Raw genomic sequence first — 18106 nt, 5'->3', positions numbered from 1 at the left:
GGTCATGGCCGCTCGATGTCGTCGTCGAGGCGGTCACCGAGGTTGTCGCGGCGATCCTCGGAGGCGGCGAAGACCGACGCACCCGGGCGGTTTCCGATGGTGATCTCGTTGAACAGCAGGTTGAGCACGACGGCGACCAGGGCGGTGGCGCTGATGCCGGAATGCATGATCACGCCAAGCCACTCGGGGAAGGCATCCCAGAAGGTCGGCGCCGCGATGGGCAGGATGCCGACGGCGATCGCGACGGAGACGATGACCATGTTGAGGTTGTCCTCGTAGTCCACGCGCGACAGAGTGCGAATGCCGCTGGCCGCGACCGAGCCGAACAGCACGACGCCGGCACCACCGAGCACGGGATAAGGGATCGCCGCCACGACGGCGCCGACGATCGGCAGCAGCCCGAGGAGCAACAGCACGAGACCACCCGTCGCGACGACGTACCGGCTCCGGACGCCGGTCAGCGCCACCAGCCCGACGTTCTGTGCGAACGCGCTGCACGGGAACGTGCCGAACAGCGGAGCGACCGTGGTGGCCGCCATGTCGGCGCGGAGACCGTTGGCGACACGCTTGGCGTCCACGTCGGTCTCCACGATCTCGCCGATGGCGAGGATGTCCGCCGTCGTCTCGGTCATGATCACCAGCACCACGATCGTCATCGAGACGATCGCACCGACCTCGAACGTCGGACCGCCGAAGTGCAGGATCGGCGGGAGCGCGACCAGGTCGGACTCCCCGACCGAGGAGAAGTCGGCCCGGCCGGCGATCGTCGCGACCACGGTCCCGACGACGATCCCGATGAGGATGGACAGACGCGAGATCGCGCCCTGAAAGACGCGGCTGATCACCAGGATGATGAGCAGCGTGAGGCCTGCGTATGCGATGTTCGTCATCGAGCCGTAGTCCGGAGCGGTGGCGTCGTTGCCCATCGCCCACCGGAACGCCACCGGCATCAGCGACAACCCGATGACCGTGATGATCGTGCCGGTGACGACGGCCGGGAACAGCCGGACCAGCTGGGCGAAGAACGACGACAGGACCAGTCCGATCACCCCGGCGACGATGATCGCGCCGAAGACCGGGCGCAGTCCGTCCTCGCTGGCGATCGTGACCATCGTCGACACGCTGGCGAACGAGATGCCCTGCACGATCGGCAGCCGACTGCCGAAGGGGCCGATGCCGAGAGTCTGCAGCAGCGTCGCGAGGCCCGACACGAAGAGTCCGGCGGTCACCAGCAACGCCAGGTCCGTGGCCGACAGGCCCGCAGCACCCCCGACGATGAGCGGCGGCGCGATCACGCCGCCGTACATCGTCAGGATGTGCTGGGTGCCGTAGGCGAGGAGCTGGCCAGGCGGATGCCGTTCGTCCTCTGGTCGGGTCGTGGCCGGCGCGGGGGTCTGCCTCCTGCGACCTGACATGGCCGGTCCTCAGCAGAATCCGGGGATGGCGTGCCAGGCGTTGCCGGCATCAGGGGCCTCGTCCCGTACGACCGAGGCTTCGATCAGGCCGTAGGGCCGGTCGGCGGCGTGGAAGACCTCGCCGGGGTTCTCCAGACCGAAGGGAGAGAGGTCGGAGAGGAAGTGGTGCTTGTTGGGCGCGGAGAACTTGATCTCGGCGACGTCACCGTGCTGCTCGAGCACGGAGGTGCCCATCCCGTTCAGGGTCTGCTGCAGGGCGAGACTGTGGATCTCCGCAAACCGCTGCAGCAGCAGGGCCCGGATCGAGTCGTACGACTTGTCCCAGTCGACGTCCGTGCCGACGTAGCGCCAGCGGGCGACGAGCGAGGTCGCCAGGATCCGGTCGGTGGTCTCCTGCAGGGTCGTGTACTCGTCCTTGAGGAAGCCATGGAACTCCGAGTCGGTCGACTTGAGCACGACCAGGTCCTTGATGCCGGAGACCACATGGGCGACCCGACCGCCGCCGCGGCCGTCGACGTTCACCACCGTCGTGCGTACGCCGCCACCCGAGCGGACGAAGGAGTGGTCATGCCCCTCGCCGTCGACCTGGATGCGGTCCCAGGCGTACTCGTCGACCTCGACCCGCGCTCCTCCAGCGGCAGGGCAGGCCTCGAGGTAGCGGTCGGCGAGAGCCAGCGCGAACTCCTCGATCGAGGCGACGCCGACCTTCTTCGCGTAGGCGAAGACGGTGTTCTTCTGGGTGTCCGTCGGCAGCACGTCCTGCTGGTCACCGCTGGTGTGAGCCTCGGCGAAGCTGCCGCGCAGCGCGGTGGAGACGTTGAGGTCGCGGACCTGGTGGCGAGGGGTGTCGCGGTAGATGCGTACGACGCGGTTCTCGGCCTTGCCGTACTGGTTCGATCCAAGGTGGATGGGCATGTCAGCTCCCTCGGTAGGTGGAGTAGGCGAACGGGCTCAGCAGGAGTGGCACGTGGTGGTGCCGCCGGTCGGTGACCGCGAAGGTGACGGTGACCTGCGGGAAGAAGCACTCTTGACCGGTCGCCGCGTAGTAGGCGGCGGTGCCGAATCGGAGCTGATAGGTGCCGGCCGGGACCTGATCCGGTCCCAGGCCGGTCGCGCGGCCGTCATCGTCGGTGACGGCATCGGCGAGAACGACGATGTTGTCGGGGTCTTGAGGGTCGATCCGGCTGAGCCGGACCGGGACGCCGGCGGCAGGGCGGCCGAGCGCGGTGTCGAGCACGTGGGTGGTGATGGCGCTGGTGCTGTTCTGACTGGTCATGCGGAGACCTCCTCGGTCAGGAGCCGCTCGAGACGCAGCAGCGCGATCTTGCGGAGCTCGTCGGCGACCACGGCCGCCTCGGCGTCCGGCGCGTTGCCGAGCCGGTTGCGCAGCGAGGCGAGGACATCGTCTGCCGAGAGGCCCGAGGCGCAGATCAGGAAGACCCGGCCGAAGCGCTCCTCGTACGCCCGGTTGCCCTCGGCGAGAGCCTGCGCCGTGGCCTGCTCGGTGCCGACTGCCGCCTGCTCGCGCCTCGACCAGGCGGCCTCGGCGTGCTCACCCTCGGCGCGCTCCCCGATCCGGGGATGGGCGGCGAGCGCCTGGTCGACGTCGCCCGCGGTGAACCGCCGGGCAGCCTCGTCGGCGACGCGGGCGACGTCGTCCGCGTCGGCGTATGGGCGGCCGTCCATGACGGCGGTGACCCAGGCCGGTGCGGCGCAGCAGGCCTGCAGGACGGGACGTAGCTCGTCCGGGGAAGCGGTGTTGAAAGTTTGGAGATCCATAGTCCTTGCTCTCTCACGATGCGGAAAAGCATTTCCGCGTGACCACGGTGACATGTGTCGTACGTCACCGTCAACAGTTTGTTGAAAACCTTGGGTTAAACAGTGAGAGCGCAGGTGACAGGGAGGTTTCGGGCTAGTCCCGTTCGCGGTTCAGATAGTTGTAGACGGTGAACCGGGTGACGCCGAGCGCCGCGGCCACGATCTCGGCGCTCTTGCGGAAGTCGAAGGCACCTCGCTCCTCCAGCAGCCGGACAGCACGCTGTTTCCCCTGCCGGTCCAACGTCCGCAGGTCGCCGCCGAGCTCGTCGGCGACGTCGGCGAGCAGCGCCTCCAACCCGGAGGCCGTACGCCGCGGCGCGCTGTGGCCCTCGACCCGCACCTGGAAGGTGATCTGGTCGGCGCCGTGGTCCAGACCGGCGGCCACCACGGCGGCCAGCGTCGCCAGCACCGTGTCCCGTTCGCCGCGCACCGACGTGCCCAGCGGCCCGAAGTCACACTCCAGGCCGGCCTCGCGGGCCGCCTCGAGCGCCGCGGTCGCGTGCTCGGGCGGGTCGCCCTCGCCCCGGAACGGTTCGGTGGTGAACTCGGCTTCGACACGCATGACGGCAGGCTACCCAGCCTGCCGCCACGCGGTGTGCGTCAGCCGATCCGTCGGCGCGCGAGCCCGGCCAGCTCGGCCCGGTCGATCCCGGCCGAGCGCTCGATCTCGTCGGCCGCGACCGCCCCGCACTCCACTCCGCGCAGGACGAACGCGGCGAGCGCGGCCGCGGTGGCGGGCTCGTCGAGATAGCTGGACTCCCCGCCGTGGACGTATGCCCGCAGGCGGGCCGAGGCGACCTCGAGGCCGTCACGGAAGAAGGCGTACGTCGCGATGTAGCGACTCGGCAACTGGGCTGGGTGCAGGTCCCAGCCCTGATAGATCCCGCGAGCCAGCGACCGGCTCACCAGGCGGGAATGGAGCCGCCAGGCCGAGCGTACGGCCTCGCGGTCACCGACCGGGAGCACGTTCGTCGAGCCGTCCGAGACGAAGACGCCGGTGCCGGCCGCGGCCACCTGCATCACGTCCTTCGCGTGGTCGGCGACCGGGTGCTCCATGCTCTGATAGGCGGCGGCGACCCCGAGCGATGCGGAGTAGTCGTAGGTCCCATAGTGCAGGCCGGTGACACGTCCGTCCCCGGCCGCGATCATCCGGGCGACCAGCGCCGTGCCGTCGGAGCCGAGGATCGCCTGCGGCGTCTCGACCTGGATCTCGAACCGCAGGCTCCCCGCGGCGATCCCGTGGGCGGCCTCGAGCGCGTCCAGCGCGGTGACCATCGCGGCGACCTGCTCCACGGAGGTCACCTTGGGCAGCGTGACGACGAAGCCGTCGGTCAGCCCGCCCTCGCCGGCGAGCTCCTCCAGGAAGAGGTCCAGCGTACGCAGGCCACGATGTCGCGTCGGGGCCTCGAAGGACTTGATCCGGATGCCGTGGAACGGCGGCGCGGAGCCGTCGCGCACGGTGGCGGCGAGCGCCCGGGCGGCGGCCGTCACGGCGGCGTCCTCGTCCGCGTCGGGGCGGGCTCCGTAGCCGTCCTCGAAGTCGATCCGGAGGTCCTCGACCGCCTCGGCGGCCAGCTTGGCCCGCACCCGGTCGTAGACGCCATCGGCCAGCTCCGGGCGCAGGTCGAACGCCTCGGCGACCTCAGCAGCCGAGTCCGCATGCTCGGCCAGCGCCCGGCCCGACTCGGCGGCCCACTGAGCGACCGTCTTCTCGTCGTAACGGTCGCCCGGGACATAGACCGTGTGCACCGGCTGACGTACGCCGCGGTCCCCCGGATAGCCCGCGGCCAGCGCCGCGTCGGCGCCGGCGAGCGCGCGGTCGAGCCTGCCGACGAGGTCCTCGAGGTCGCTCATGCGGTTTCGATGATTCACTCGCTCACGCTCGCTCATGCGCCGACCACCAGGTCGTAGGCCGGCAGGGTCAGGAAGTCGAGGTAGTCGTCGGCGAGCGCGACCTCCTCGAAGATGGTGCGGGCCTCCTGCAGGCGGTGCTCGATCCCGTCGGCGGCCGTGAGCAGCTTCGCCATCTCCTCGTCAAGGATGCGGCGTACGAGCTCTTCGGTCACCGGGGTGCCGTCGTCGAGCTTCGACTCGTTGTGCACCCACTGCCAGATCTGCGAGCGAGAGATCTCGACCGTGGCGGCGTCCTCCATCAGGTTGTGGATGGCGACAGCACCAGAGCCGCGCAGCCAGGCGTCGAGGTAGACGAGGGAGACCTCGACGTTGTCGCGCAGCCCCGCGAGGGTGATCGCGCCGCCCGCCGAGGCGACGTCGAGCAGATCCTCGGCGCGCACCTCGACATCGTCACGCTGCCGGTCGACCTGGTTCGGCCGGTCGCCCAGGACGCTGTCGAAGGTCCCCTGGCAGATCGGGATCAGGTCGGGGTGGGCCACCCAGGAGCCGTCGAAGCCGTCGCCCGCCTCTCGCTCCTTGTCCTCACGGACCTTGGCGAAGGCAGTGGCGTTGACGTCCTGGTCCCGGCGACTCGGGATGAAGGCAGCCATGCCGCCGATGGCATGGGCGTTGCGCCGATGACAGGTCTTGACCAGCAGCTGGGCATAGGCACGCATGAACGGCGAGGCCATCCCGACGGTCGCACGGTCGGGAAGCACGAACGAGGGTCCGGCGTCGCGGAAGTACTTGATCAGGCTGAACAGGTAGTCCCAGCGGCCGGCGTTGAGCCCCGAGGCGTGGTCGCGCAGCTCGTAGAGGATCTCGTCCATCTCGAACGCAGCCGGGATGGTCTCGATGAGCACGGTCGCGCGCACGGTGCCGTGCGGGATCCCGAGCTCTGCTTGAGCGAAGGCGAACACGTCGTTCCACAGCCGCGCCTCGAGGTGGCTCTCCATCTTGGGGAGGTAGAAGTACGGCCCGCTCCCCCGCTCCACCAGCTCGCGGGCGTTGTGGAAGAAGTAGAGCCCGAAGTCGACCAGGGCGCCGACGACCGGCTCGCCGTCGAGCAGCACGTGCCGGTCGTCGAAGTGCCACCCGCGCGGGCGCATCACGATCGTGGCCAGCCGATGGTCCGACTTGAGCTCGTAGAGCTTGCCCTGCGGCGACATCGCCGAGATCTGCCGACGCACGGCGTCGTACAGGTTCACCTGGCCGTCGACGACGTTGCTCCAGTGGGGTGTGCTGGCGTCCTCCATGTCGGCCAACCAGACCCGCGCGCCGGAGTTGAGTGCGTTGATCGTCATCTTCCGGTCGGTCGGGCCGGTGATCTCGACCCGACGGTCCTGGAGATCCTCGGGCGCCGGCGCCACGGTCCAGTCGGCGGCGCGTACCTCCGCGGTCTCCGGCGGGAAGTCGAGTCGGCCGGTGCGCGCGACCTCCTCACGCCGCACCCGGCGGGCGGCCAGCAGCTCGTCGCGGCGTGGCCCGAAGCGGCGCTGCAGCTCGGCGACGAACTCGAGGGCTTCAGGGGTGAGGATCTCGGCTCCTCGCTCGACGTCGCCACCGGTGATCTGAATGTTCACGAGCTCCACCCTCTCAGGGCCACAGTTTTCCTTTGAATGGATTCTTCTTTCCGCATTGCGGATATTAATCTCCTCCAACAAGGGACGCAACCGACAGGTTTTCCTCTGACCGACGCTAGACTTCCGTCATCCGGAAGTCAGCACCCATCAGATCGTGGCCGGAAGATAGGGGAGCCTGTGAGCGAGAACGAGAAGGCGCCGAAGGCGCGCGCCGGTGCCGTGCAGTCGATCGAGCGGGCCTTCGGCCTGCTGGAGACGATGGCCGATGCCGGCGGGACCATGGGCCTCTCCCAGCTCGCCGCCACCTCCGGACTGCCGCTGCCGACCATCCACCGGCTGGTGCGCACCCTGGTCGACCTGGGCTACCTTCGCCAGGAGGCCAACCGGCAGTACGTCCTGGGCCCCAAGCTGATCCGGCTGGGCGAGAGCTCCTCCCGCATGCTCAGCACCTGGGCCCGGCCCCACCTCGCGCGACTCGTCGACGAGGTCGGCGAGTCGGCCAACCTGGCGATGCTCGACGGCGACCAGATCGTCTACGTCGCCCACACCGAGTCGCGCCAGTCGATGCGCATGTTCACCGAGGTCGGCCGCCGCGTCTCTCCGCACTGCACCGCCGTCGGCAAGGCCATCCTCGCCGACATGGCGCCCGACCACGTCCGCGACATCCTCCGGCGCACCGAGATGGTCCCCTACACCTCCACCACGATCACCTCGCGCGACGACTATCTCGACCAGCTGGAACAGGTCCGCGAGCGCCGCTACGCCATCGACGAGGGCGAGCAGGAGGCAGGCGTACGCTGCGTCGCCGTCGCCGTCGCCGACTACGCCCCGCGCCTGGCGATCTCGATCAGCGGACCCACCGGCCGGATGAGCGACGAGCTCATCGAGCGCGCCGTCCCGCTGCTCACCGAGGCCGGCAAGCAGCTGGCCGCCGACCTGGCCTGACCCTCGGAGGATCAGACCAGGTCGTCGGAACCAGATGACGGGTCGAAGACCTGCGCCGGCCCCGCGTCTTCAGGCGCGAGCCTCGGTCCGGACCGACTCGAAGTAGGTCACGAGCTCGTCGGCGATGGACGCGCCGGCCAGCACCGGGGCGAAGTGTCCGAGCCCTGGCAGCTCGCAGATCTGCGCGACGGGGACGTGACGGGAGATGTACTCCACGGCATCGGTGAACCAGGTCGCGAGGCGGGTCCGCTGGCCCCGCAGGAGCAGGACCGGTGCGGCGACTCGCGCGAGCGCCTCGGGATCGGTGGATCTGGGCCCCTGGTAGGGCGCGTCGTCCTGGATGAACCGCAGCATCGCCGGGACTCCCTCCGACCACCGCTGGTAGAAGTCCGTACCCTCCAGGGCGGCCGCCTCCTCGTCGTTGCAGATCCACGGGACGAACGCCCGCAACGCATCGACGAGCCGACCGTCCGCGGCCGCCGCACCCATCTGCTGTGCCATGGCCATGGTCCGGGTGCGGTCGTCGGGTCCCATCACCGACATCACCGCCGGCTCGAACAGGGCCGCCGCGGACACCGAGGCGCTGCGGGCGGCCGCGCCAAGCACCCAGGCACCACTGCCCGACCAGCCGACCAGGTCGACCGGTTCGCCGATGCTCTCGACGAAGGCGGTGACGTCGTCCTCCAGGCGCGGCGGCGAGTGGTCCGGGTTGTCGCTCGACAGCCCGCGGCCACGGGTGCTCGGCAGGTAGCAGGTGAACCGGGCGGTCAGGTGGGGCAGCAACGCGTCCCAGGCGAACTCGCCGTCGCCGATGCCACCGTGGACCAGGACCAGTGCAGGGCCCGCTCCGCGCACTCGTCCGGCGATCTCGGTGCCGTCGGCAGAGACCGCTCGGTGGATTCTTGTGTCAGTCATGATCGTCACTCCCGTTCGCGGCACCGCTGTTCGGTGCGTCTCCTCGGATCATCGGCCGCGTGGCGGGTGGTCGGCATCGGTGTGATCGGCCGACCTGAGGGGCCGCACTACGCGGTATTGCGTAGCGGGCTCACCGAGCGCGGGTCAGCGCGTGGTCGATCGCGTAGCGCACCGCCTGGGTCCGCGAGGTGACCCCGATCTTGGCGAAGATGTTCGTCAGGTGGCGGCCGACCGTGCGGTCGCTGATGAACAGCCTCTCGCCGATCTCCCGGTTGGAGCGACCGTCGGCCACCAGGGCCAGGACTTGGCACTCGCGCCGGGTCAGCCCGGCGGGCAGCTCCGGCGCCGGACGAGTTGCGCCCAGCCGCTCGTATGCCGCCTCCGCTCTCGACGCCTCTGCTTCCGCGGAGACCTCGTCGCCGAGCGCCCGATAGGCCCCTGCAAGCCTGACGCAGGCGCCGGCGGCGTCGTACACCGCTCCCAGCTCATGCCAGCGTCGGCAGGCATCACGCAGCACGGGAAGCGCTTCCTCGGCACGGCCCTCGGCCAGCAGAACGGCGCCGCGGGCACCGGCCGCCATCGCCTCGAGACCCGAGGTGGCGTACCTCGCCGCGGTCTCGGCGACCTCGCCTGCGGCAGCTCTGGCATCCTCCAGTCGTCCCGCACCAATGGCGATCTCGACCGCGGCGACGCACAGCGGTGCCCGGCGAAGTGAATCGTCCCCGGCGGCTGTGAGGGCCGTGCGCAGCGCCGTCGCGGCCCCGGCAGCGTCCCCGGCACCGAACCGCAACAGGGCCCGACCCGGCTGCGGGTCCCGTCCGCGGGCGTGCGCCTCGTCGTACGCCGCCGCGGCATCCGGGGCACCGCGCAACCTGCGCGCGTCACCAACCACGTACCAGGCCTCCGCGGCGTAGTCGACGCGCATCGCGTCGAGATCTGCCACGACCTGCAGTGCCGCGCATTCAGCCTCGTCCCACGCGCCGTGGAGGAGGTGGAGCTGTGCGCGGTGCACCGCACACAGGCCACCGAAGACTCCCACCGCGGGAAGTGTCGCCAGCCAGTCCTCGGTCAGGTCGGTCCAGCGGGACACCCGGTGGAAGTCGGCGATCTCGTGACAGGCGGCGATGGTGTGGCAGTAGAGGCTGCCCGCCATGAAGGGGGGAAGATCGCTGTCGATGGCGGTGACCATCGCCTCGTCGAGCAGCGCCATCCCGTCTGCCGTCTGGCCGGCGATGATCAGAGCGCGGCCCTCGCTGTTGAGGCCCATGAGCACGAGTCCCGGCTCATCGACCCGTCCGCCGATGGCCTGCACCTGGCGGGCGGCCTCCACCGCTGCGGTCGGCTTGCCCGCGTGCAGATTCGCCTCCACCCCGGTGACCAACAACAGCAGTCCGCGCGCGGCGCATTCCGGGGCGCCTTCCAGAAGCCGTCCGGCACGGCCGAACCAGCCCATGGCCTGCGGCTCGTCGCCGCGCCCCAGGCGGTAGAGCCCGATCATCATCGCCGCCCACGAGGCCTCGGCCGGCCGGGCGTCTGACTCGAATGCCTCGCACGCCGCAGCGGTCAGGCGCAGATAGTCCTCGACCCGACCGAGCCACGCCAACGCATCGGCATAGGCCCCGAGGTCGTCGGAGGTGAGCTGCTCGGCCGGCACCGCGTCGAAGCCGGCGGCAGCGTCAGCCCAGGCCCACGCCGCATGGGCTTCCCGAGCTCGGGCCAGGCTGTCCGCATTCACGTCCACCGGTTCCCTTCCGGTCTGCAGCAGTTGTCGGCCTTCGAACGAGTGCCGCTGCGGACCAGCTCGTATCTCGACGCTACCGCATGCCTGCCGCGAGGGCGGATAGTCAGATCTGACCCCTGACTACGCCGTTTCGGGTCTCGGCCGAAGCTTGTCCTCACCCCGGTCAGCGCTCGCCGCTGGGAACGAGCGGAAGCGCATCACCAACCCGACGGACGTACGTTGCCCAGCACCCGGGTCACCGTGATCTCGATGACCACCCGCTCCGGGTTGGGCCGAGGCTGCTTGTAGCGCTCGGCGTAGCGCCGTTCGGCCTCGGCCACGGACTCGGCGTCGTCCTTCACCACGGCCGTGCCCTCGAGGGTGCACCACCGCCGCCCGTCGACCTGGCTGACCGCGACCTGCGCACCGGGCCGGGCCCCTCGTACGTTCCGGACCTTCTTGCTTCCCGCGCTGCTGATGACGCGCGCGATGCCGGCCACCGGATCGAACGTGACCCCGACCGGGACCAGATGGGGGCTGCCGTCCGGCCGGCTCGTCGTCAGGAAGCAGACCCGACGCTCCCGCCAGAACTCGTCGTTGTCCGGCACGGGCTGAGATGCGTCGACAGTCATGGTGCTCCTTCGTGGGCCGCAGGGCCGAGTAGCTGTCCACCCCGCTCGAACATCACGTACCCAAGCAGAGCAACGCCAGTGATAACACGCTGGGCGTGTGCGCTGACAATGAGGACAGATCCCACTCTGTGCGAAACAGAACGGATGCAGGGCTCAGAAGGGTGCCGGGAGCGCGATCGAGCAGTGCATCGCCGGCGGGTTCTCCGGGTCCAGGGCTCGCCTGATCAGCAGGTTGACATTGGGATCGGCGGCCATCGCGAGGTGACCCGAGGAGTCGAACCCGCATTTGTCCTGCAGCACGATGTTGGACACTCCCGCCTCGTCGATCCGGCCGTTGGTGTAGGGCGTGACGACCGTGTCGTACTTCGAAATGATCGAGGTGTAGGTGACACCTGGAACCGTGTAGCCGCCAGCCGCCAGGTCGGTCAGGAACTGGTTGGGCGCGACGAACTCCAAGCACGAGGCACACTGCTCCCGGACAAACTCGGCGGTGTTGGGGATGAACGGCATGGCTGCATTGATCAGGGTCGTCAGACCGTTCAACGCGTGCACACAGTTGGCGTCCAGCCAGGCTCAGCTACCCCTGAAATATGCTATAGGCCCGCCCAACTGTGTGCACCGACGCACGCAGTTGCGCCCCTCGACAAAGGTCATACGCGGTGAATCGCTTCCCCCTGGACGAACTGTGTGTCAGGCAGGCAGCGCAAACGCAGACACCCGCAGACGGCTGAACCTAGGAGGTCATCCGTTGACTTGCAGGCGAAAGCCGCGAGGGAGATCGCGAGCATCTGTTAGCGCTCGTCGCCGTTTCCACCTATTGCGCCCCGCTGCCGACGATCGGCGAGCTTGCAAGGGAGCGGCAGCTGGACAAGGCGTGGGTTGGTCGCTGTTACACCTCCTCGATCGTCACATGTGCGCGATACCGTCGACGATGAGGATGAGGCCGAAGATCGCGAACAATGCGGCTGCGCCGTACTTGATGACCTTCTCTGGAAGCTGACGCCCCAGGAGCGCGCCGACGCCGATCGCGAGAGCATCGGCGGCGACCATGCCGAGGGTCGACCCGATCCAGGTGCCCAGCCAACCTTCCTGGGTTGCCAAGGTGATCGTCGCGAGCATCGTCTTGTCGCCGAGCTCGGCGAGGAAGAACGCAACCCCGACGGCCAGGAGGGCCAAACCACGGCTGTTGCGGGCTTTGCTGGCCTCGACCTCGGTGAGTTCGTCTCCACGCAGGGTCCAGGCAGCGAAAAGCAGGAACGCAACCCCCGCGACGATGGTGATGTACTGCTGATAATCGGCAAAGGCATCACCGATGAGGGCGCCGATGCCGACCGATGCCAGGTGGACGATCGCAGTTGCGGCGGTGATCCCGAGGATCACGTCGCGGGCTCGGTAGCGGGTGGCGAACGTCATCGCCATGAGTTGGCTCTTGTCACCGAGCTCGGCGACGAAGATCACTGCTGTAGAAAGCAGGAAGGCGTACACAGGGGTTCCTCTCCGGCACACTGGCCGGAGGAGCCCGTATAGACCTGGACTTCCCTTCGACCAGGCACGTCACGTTGATACGGGTGTCTGATCGAAGGTCTCGTCCGCCGGTCTGCGAGCGACGCTCGCGTCGTGGCCTGTTGCGCCGGGCCCTGGGGCCAGTGTGTCGACGCAACTGTTGAGGACTACTCCCCTTCGAGGACAAGCCTAGGGCACGGCCCAGGACCATTCCCAGCGGGGCGACTGTTGATCTTGGTCACTGGCCATGCGAGCAACGGGTGACCCGCCGGGGCGCGCCGGGGACGTGAACACCTGCTGACAGCGGGCGACGACTGGACACGGGCGGACAAGCGAAACACCCCGGTGGCCAGCGTTTCCGCTGGTCACCGGGGTGTTCTCCCAGTGTGGCAGATGAAGGATTCGAACCTTCGAAGGCAAAAGCCGACGGATTTACAGTCCGCTCCCATTGGCCGCTCGGGCAATCTGCCTGGGTTGTACGCGTGCCCCCGCTAAGGGGATCGCGACAGCAATAAACGATAGCGCAGGGGCTGGCAGCGTACGAAAACGGCACGAGGTTCTAGGGTGAAGGCACCACAGACCTGGTCAGAAGCTAGAGGAGAAGAGTCATGGCTGACTCATCGTTCGACATCGTGAGCAAGATCGACCGTCAGGAGGTCGACAACGCGCTGAGCCAGACCGCGCGCGAGGTCTCGACGCGGTTCGACTTCAAGGGGACCAACGCGACCATCGAGTGGAGCGGTGATCAGGCGATCGAGATCTCCGCGTCGGCCGACGACCGCGCCAGCGCGGTGCTCTCGGTCTTCCAGGACAAGCTGATCAAGCGCCAGCAGTCCCTGAAGATCCTCGACGCGAGCGAGCCGCGCCAGTCGGGGCAGCTGTCGAAGATCTCGATCACCCTCAAGGAGGGCATCTCCTCCGAGGACGCGAAGAAGATCTCCAAGCTGATCCGCGACGAGGGGCCCAAGGGCGTCAAGGCGCAGATCCAGGGCGACGAGCTCCGCGTCTCCTCCAAGAAGCGCGACGACCTGCAGACCGTGATCTCACTGGTCAAGGGGCAGGACTACGACTTCGCGGTGCAGTTCATCAACTACCGCTGAGCTCGTGGCCTACGAGCACCCGAAGGCCACCGCCGAGATCGATGCCCCGATCGAGGCGGTCTGGCGGGTGATGGTCGACACCGAGGCGTACGCCGCATGGAACCCCTTCGTCGTCCGGGCTGAGACCGCTCAGCCGGCGGCGATGGGCAACCCGATCGTCCTGTACGTGGCTTGGGCCAACGGCGCCCGCGCGCGCTCACCGGAGCGGATCTCGGCGCTCGCGGCACCGGTCGTCGGCGAAGACGGGGTCGCGGAGGCGTACCTGGCCTATGTCTACGAGGGCTGGCCGGCACGGCTCGGCCTGGTCCGCGGCGTACGACACCAACGGCTGACCCAGCGACCCGGCGGTCCGACGCGTTATGAGACCGTCGAGGAGCTCTCCGGTCCGCTGGTCGGACTGGCTGGTCCGGAGCGCGTCGCGGACGGGTTCCGGCGGCACGCGGCCGCCCTCAAGAGGCGCGCCGAGGCCCTCGCGAGTGAAAGTGGACTTGACCACTAGATTGAGCGAAATTCTGCATTCATCTGCAAGAATGTGGCCGTGCGAGTATCTGCCAAGTCCGATTACGCTCTCCGCGCCCTCATCGAGATGGCCGCGCGCGAGGACGGAAAAGCTGTCAGCGCCGAGGAGCTCGGCCGCGCCCAGGACATCCCCCACGGCTTCCTGCAGGCGATCCTCGCCGACCTCCGCAAGGCCGGCGTCGTCATCTCTCAGCGAGGCCAGTCAGGCGGCTGGCGGCTGGCTCGCAAGGCCTCGGACGTCTCCGTCGCCGACGTGATCCGCGCGGTCGACGGCCCGCTGGTCTCGGTCTACGGGCTCCGCCCCGAGGCGGTCACCTACAACGAGCGCGCCGACGTCCTCCAGCACGTCTGGATCGCCGCGCGTGACTCGCTGCGCGAGGTCTTCGAGAAGGTCTCCATCGCCGAGCTCGCCACCCGCGAGCTGCCCGACGAGGTCACCACCCGCACCGCCCGCGACGAGGCCTGGCTGCCTCACTGATCAGGGCCGTTCCTCCAGCAAGGTATGCAGCCGAAGGAACAGCCCGCGCCGCCCGGCTACGCACCGGTGGTGCTCAGCGGAGCGACCTCCGCGCGCAGGACCTTGCGGCGGTGGTGGACAGCCTCGACGCTGAAGATGACCAACGCGAGCCAGACGATCGCGAAGCCAGCCCAGCGCCCGGGAGGCATCGCCTCATGGGCGATGAAGACGCCGACGGCGAACTGCAGGATGGGCGCGAGGTACTGGAGCAGCCCGATCGTGACCATCGGCACCCGGATCGCGGCCGCGCCGAAGCAGGCCAGTGGCACCACGGTGGCGACTCCTAGGCTGATCAGGAGGAAGACGTGGAGCGGGCCGTTCCCGGAGAGCGTGCCGTTCCCGGTGGCCTGGAGAGCGACGACGAGAGCGAGCGCGAACGGCGCCGTCACGGCGGTCTCGACGGCCAGCGACTCGAACGGACCGACCCCTGCGCTCTTCTTCAGCAGCCCGTAGGCGCCGAAGGAGAACGCCAGCACCAGCGCCACCCAAGGCAGCCGCCCGTAGTCGAGGGTGAGGACGAGGACCGCGGTGAAGGCGATCGCCAGCGCCACCCACTGCAGCTTCCGCATCCGCTCCCGCAGGATGATCACGCCCATCAACATCGTGACCAGCGGATTGGTGAAGTAGCCCAGGCTCGTCTCCACGATCCGCCCGTTGTTCACACCCCAGATGTACGTCACCCAGTTGATCGAGATCACCGCGGCCGCACCCGCCAGCAGCACCAGCTTGCGCCGGTCGCGCAGGATCGCCGCCACCTGCTCGCGGCGCCCCACGATCAGAACCAGCGCTCCGGCCACGACGAGCGACCACAGGATCCGGTGCCCCAGGATCTCCCACGCGCCGGCGGGCTCCAGGAGCGGGAAGTAGAGCGGGAACGCACCCCACATGATGTATGCCGCGGCACCGAACATCACTCCACGCCGCTGCTCGTTCACGTCGCAACGGTACTGCCAGGGCCGGAAATCCCTTTACCGAATATCGCGCCGCGGAACTCGCCCGCCGAGCCCCGCCTGACGGCGCCTCTCGCTGCCGGCTCGGTGCCGGCGGGCACCGAGCCGGCCAACGCGGCCGTCTGGTCAGGCGGGATTGCCGAAGACCCAGAACTCATAGAGCGAGTAGCCGTAGGTCGTGGCCCGTTGGAGGCCTTGCATACGCACGTGCGTGACGGGCCCGGACGTCGTGAGGGTGACCGTGTCGGTCTTGCACGTCGACTGATCGACGACGGCCGCGTCGGTCCAGGTCACCCCGTCGGTGGAGGTCTGCACCGCGTACCGCTTGGCGCAGGCAGCCTCCCAGGACAGTCGGACCGAGGTCACCGTCGACGGACGCTCGAGCTCGAGCTGGAGCCACTGGTCGTCCGAGTAGGCCGAGGCCCAGCGGGTCGCGAGGTCCCCGTCGACGGCGTGGCGTGCCGCGAGCCGGTCGAGGTTCGCCTCCACGGACGAGGCGCTGGGCACCGCGTCGAAGGACAGGTGCTGGGTGCCGGGAGGCGCCGGGGCGACGACCGCCACAGAGCCGCGCGCAGCGGACCTCGTCTGCCAGCGATCCCGCTGCCCATGGGCAGTGACGGTGAAGCGCGTCGGAGACCCGGTTGCCGAGACGGTCCAGCTGCGCTCGACCTCGGCGCCCGGCGCCAGGTCGGCCGGCTCCGCACCCGAGTCCAGTGGGGTCGCGCCATCGACGGCCAAGGAGACGGCACGAAGCGCCACTGGCGAGGCGCCGCTGTTGCGGATGCTCGCCGTGACCGTCATGGTCTCGCCCTCGCCCACGACCTTCGGGGCACTGAGCGTGACGGGCAGTGCCTCGTCGCCGGCATCGAAGAGCGACGTACGCAGCGCCTCGCTGCCAGGTCCGACGCCGAGGCGGCCGACGTCGTGCATGAAACGGTCGTAGGCGAGCCCCGTGACCGGGCCGCGCCACATCTTGTGGGCGAGCAGACCGAAGGTCGGTTCGACGAGCCGATAGACGTCGTCGCCGTCATATGTGGCGTCCACCAGGTCGTTCCAGACTGCGGACATCGCGCCCAGCAGGAGCGGGTTGCCCTTGTCGACGTTGTTGCTGCCGCCGAACACGTGCGGCTCCCAGTTGTCGTAGAGCCAGCGGCCGTCGAGGCCCTTGCCGTGGTAGTAGTCCGCGAACGGGACGATGTAGAGCAGGCCGTCGTTGGCGTTGATCACGGGATAGCCGTCGGCGATGGCGCGCTTGCCGGAGTACCACCCGTTGTTCCAGGAGACCATCTCCATGTCCTTGTCGTAGCCGGTCGCATCGCCCGCCATGACGGTGAGGCTGCCCCAGGCGCGCACGTTCTTGCCGAGCGAACGCACATGCGCCGCAAGCGTGTTCGTATAGGCCCGGTACTGGTCCTCGAGGTCTCTCGGGTACTCGTCGAGGCCGATATGGACGACCGGCGAGCGGAACCACGGCGTGAACTCCGAGAAGACGTCCTTCATGAATGCCGTCGTCACCGGCTTGGACAGGTCGAGGTGATCGGAGTTGCCGCCGTCGAGGCCGATCTCGGGCCGGAAGGCGATGAACGCCCGGGAGTGGGCGGGGCTGTCGATCTCGGGAACGACCGTCACGTGGTGCGCAGCCGCAACGTCCTCGAGCTCGTCCCACTCGGCTCGCGTGAACGACCCGTCGGCGGCAGCGAGGCCGTCGAACGCCGGGTCCTCAGAGGCGAGGCGGAATGCCGACTGTGCTTTGGACCAGTCCCCGCCAGGTGCCGTGATCGCATTGTCATTGAGGTGCACCTGGAAGGTGTTGAGCTTGTACCAGCTCATGGCGCGAACCATGTCCCGTACGTAGGTCTCACCGAACCAGCGACGGCCGACGTCGAGCATGTAGCCGCGGAGGGCGACGTTGGGCCAGTCTGTCGTCGACCCCACGGGCAGCACGCCTCGCTCCGGGAAGCGCTCGACCAGCATCTGCAGCAGTGTGCGAGTCCCCCAGAAGACCGCCGTCTGGGTGCGTGCCGTCACACGGACGCGGTCCGCGACAGTCAGGTGGTAGCCCTCTCGCTCCGCGACGGCGTTCCCGGAAGGCCCGACGGCAGCGTCGGCATCGATGTCGAGCACGATGTCTCGCGCCCGGGACGGCTCATCCGTCACCACTTCCGTCTTCAGGCCCGACACCTCGACGAGGTCGGCCTTGAGCTGGGCCGCCACTCCGGCCAGCTGCGGGTCCGCCACGACGATGCGCGTCGCGGGGACGAGGGACAGGAGGCCGCTGCCGCCGCTCCAGGTCTGCAACGCCGGCACGACCCTCGGCTTCGGGTTCACGGCGGGAGGGTCGTCCCCGACGAGGGCCATCCCGGGGGCGGCGAGCGAGCTGATGGCAAGGGCGATGGCGAGCACTGCGCTGGTACGACGGAGGACCCGCATGAGGGTTTGCGCGTTCATGCTTGGAATTTAGTGTAACCAGTCACAAATGAACATAGTTCGATGTGAGCATTCTCACCCGCCCCCGTAGGCACCCTTGAACGATCGGTGCGCCGAGGAGGAGGCCGAGACGACAGTCTGGTGTCGTCTCGACAGACGTACGCGGCCC

Annotated in this window: 18 protein-coding genes and 1 tRNA gene; 4 read left to right on the top strand and 15 right to left on the bottom strand. The window is 68.8% G+C overall.

What is annotated here, in order from left to right:
- Nucleotides 1–2: 2 nt before the first annotated feature.
- The 7 genes from ABZZ22_RS17040 to aceB form a co-directional block, all read right to left on the bottom strand.
- The gene (locus ABZZ22_RS17040) at nt 3–1415 is read right to left on the bottom strand and encodes a nucleobase:cation symporter-2 family protein (protein WP_354933411.1); all 1413 of its coding nucleotides are present in this window, start codon (nt 1413–1415) and stop codon (nt 3–5) included.
- A 9-nt stretch (nt 1416–1424) separates the two neighbouring features.
- The gene (pucL, locus tag ABZZ22_RS17035) at nt 1425–2330 is read right to left on the bottom strand and encodes a factor-independent urate hydroxylase (protein WP_354933409.1); all 906 of its coding nucleotides are present in this window, start codon (nt 2328–2330) and stop codon (nt 1425–1427) included.
- Between the two features lies 1 nt (nt 2331).
- Complete coding sequence (gene uraH / locus ABZZ22_RS17030) at nt 2332–2691, bottom strand: hydroxyisourate hydrolase (protein WP_354933407.1); 360 nt, start codon at nt 2689–2691, stop codon at nt 2332–2334.
- Nucleotides 2688–3194 (bottom strand): 2-oxo-4-hydroxy-4-carboxy-5-ureidoimidazoline decarboxylase, encoded by a 507-nt coding sequence (uraD, locus tag ABZZ22_RS17025; RefSeq protein ID WP_354933405.1) that lies wholly within the window; start codon nt 3192–3194, stop codon nt 2688–2690. Before uraD ends, uraH begins: the two co-directional genes overlap by 4 nt.
- Nucleotides 3195–3327: 133 nt before the next feature.
- The gene (locus tag ABZZ22_RS17020) at nt 3328–3795 is read right to left on the bottom strand and encodes a helix-turn-helix domain-containing protein (protein ID WP_354933403.1); all 468 of its coding nucleotides are present in this window, start codon (nt 3793–3795) and stop codon (nt 3328–3330) included.
- Between the two features lie 38 nt (nt 3796–3833).
- Entirely contained in the window at nt 3834–5087 is a 1254-nt protein-coding gene (locus ABZZ22_RS17015) for an aldolase/citrate lyase family protein (RefSeq protein ID WP_354933401.1), read from the bottom strand.
- Between the two features lie 32 nt (nt 5088–5119).
- Nucleotides 5120–6709 (bottom strand): malate synthase A, encoded by a 1590-nt coding sequence (aceB, locus tag ABZZ22_RS17010; RefSeq protein WP_354933399.1) that lies wholly within the window; start codon nt 6707–6709, stop codon nt 5120–5122.
- Between the two features lie 177 nt (nt 6710–6886).
- On the opposite strand from aceB, the gene ABZZ22_RS17005 reads away from it, so the two are divergent.
- Nucleotides 6887–7654, top strand: a complete 768-nt coding sequence (locus ABZZ22_RS17005; RefSeq protein ID WP_179660899.1) for an IclR family transcriptional regulator — start codon at nt 6887–6889, stop codon at nt 7652–7654.
- A gap of 69 nt (nt 7655–7723) precedes the next feature.
- Here ABZZ22_RS17005 and ABZZ22_RS17000 read toward each other — a convergent pair whose 3' ends face one another.
- The 6 genes from ABZZ22_RS17000 to ABZZ22_RS16975 form a co-directional block, all read right to left on the bottom strand.
- On the bottom strand, nt 7724–8569 hold the full coding sequence (locus ABZZ22_RS17000) for an alpha/beta hydrolase (protein ID WP_354933396.1): 846 nt from the start codon (nt 8567–8569) through the stop codon (nt 7724–7726).
- A gap of 130 nt (nt 8570–8699) precedes the next feature.
- The gene (locus ABZZ22_RS16995) at nt 8700–10304 is read right to left on the bottom strand and encodes a helix-turn-helix transcriptional regulator (RefSeq protein WP_354933394.1); all 1605 of its coding nucleotides are present in this window, start codon (nt 10302–10304) and stop codon (nt 8700–8702) included.
- A gap of 203 nt (nt 10305–10507) precedes the next feature.
- Nucleotides 10508–10921, bottom strand: coding sequence for a PPOX class F420-dependent oxidoreductase (locus tag ABZZ22_RS16990; RefSeq protein ID WP_354933392.1), 414 nt, complete (start codon nt 10919–10921; stop codon nt 10508–10510).
- Nucleotides 10922–11074: 153 nt separating this feature from the next.
- Entirely contained in the window at nt 11075–11473 is a 399-nt protein-coding gene (locus tag ABZZ22_RS16985) for a hypothetical protein (protein ID WP_354933390.1), read from the bottom strand.
- 354 nt (nt 11474–11827) lie between these two features.
- Nucleotides 11828–12379, bottom strand: coding sequence for a TMEM165/GDT1 family protein (locus ABZZ22_RS16980; protein ID WP_354933431.1), 552 nt, complete (start codon nt 12377–12379; stop codon nt 11828–11830).
- A gap of 432 nt (nt 12380–12811) precedes the next feature.
- Nucleotides 12812–12894, bottom strand: a tRNA-Tyr gene (locus tag ABZZ22_RS16975).
- Nucleotides 12895–13032: 138 nt separating this feature from the next.
- Here ABZZ22_RS16975 and ABZZ22_RS16970 point away from each other — a divergent pair.
- The 3 genes from ABZZ22_RS16970 to ABZZ22_RS16960 are packed head-to-tail and all read left to right on the top strand — an operon-like array spanning nt 13033 to nt 14521.
- Complete coding sequence (locus tag ABZZ22_RS16970) at nt 13033–13524, top strand: YajQ family cyclic di-GMP-binding protein (protein WP_354933388.1); 492 nt, start codon at nt 13033–13035, stop codon at nt 13522–13524.
- 4 nt (nt 13525–13528) lie between these two features.
- On the top strand, nt 13529–14023 hold the full coding sequence (locus ABZZ22_RS16965) for an SRPBCC domain-containing protein (protein WP_354933386.1): 495 nt from the start codon (nt 13529–13531) through the stop codon (nt 14021–14023).
- A 39-nt stretch (nt 14024–14062) separates the two neighbouring features.
- Nucleotides 14063–14521, top strand: a complete 459-nt coding sequence (locus tag ABZZ22_RS16960) for an Rrf2 family transcriptional regulator (RefSeq protein ID WP_354933384.1) — start codon at nt 14063–14065, stop codon at nt 14519–14521.
- A gap of 56 nt (nt 14522–14577) precedes the next feature.
- On the opposite strand, the gene rarD is transcribed toward ABZZ22_RS16960, so the two are convergent.
- Both rarD and ABZZ22_RS16950 read right to left on the bottom strand, forming a co-directional pair.
- Nucleotides 14578–15495, bottom strand: coding sequence for an EamA family transporter RarD (rarD, locus tag ABZZ22_RS16955; RefSeq protein WP_354933382.1), 918 nt, complete (start codon nt 15493–15495; stop codon nt 14578–14580).
- 141 nt (nt 15496–15636) lie between these two features.
- Nucleotides 15637–17958, bottom strand: coding sequence for a family 20 glycosylhydrolase (locus ABZZ22_RS16950; RefSeq protein ID WP_354933380.1), 2322 nt, complete (start codon nt 17956–17958; stop codon nt 15637–15639).
- Nucleotides 17959–18106 lie beyond the last annotated feature (148 nt).

It is taken from the genome of Nocardioides sp. NPDC006273 (assembly GCF_040613495.1).
Lineage (GTDB): Bacteria > Actinomycetota > Actinomycetes > Propionibacteriales > Nocardioidaceae > Nocardioides.
The sequence above is the reverse complement of the archived record's forward strand: the minus strand, read 5'-3'. Positions and strand labels throughout refer to the sequence as shown.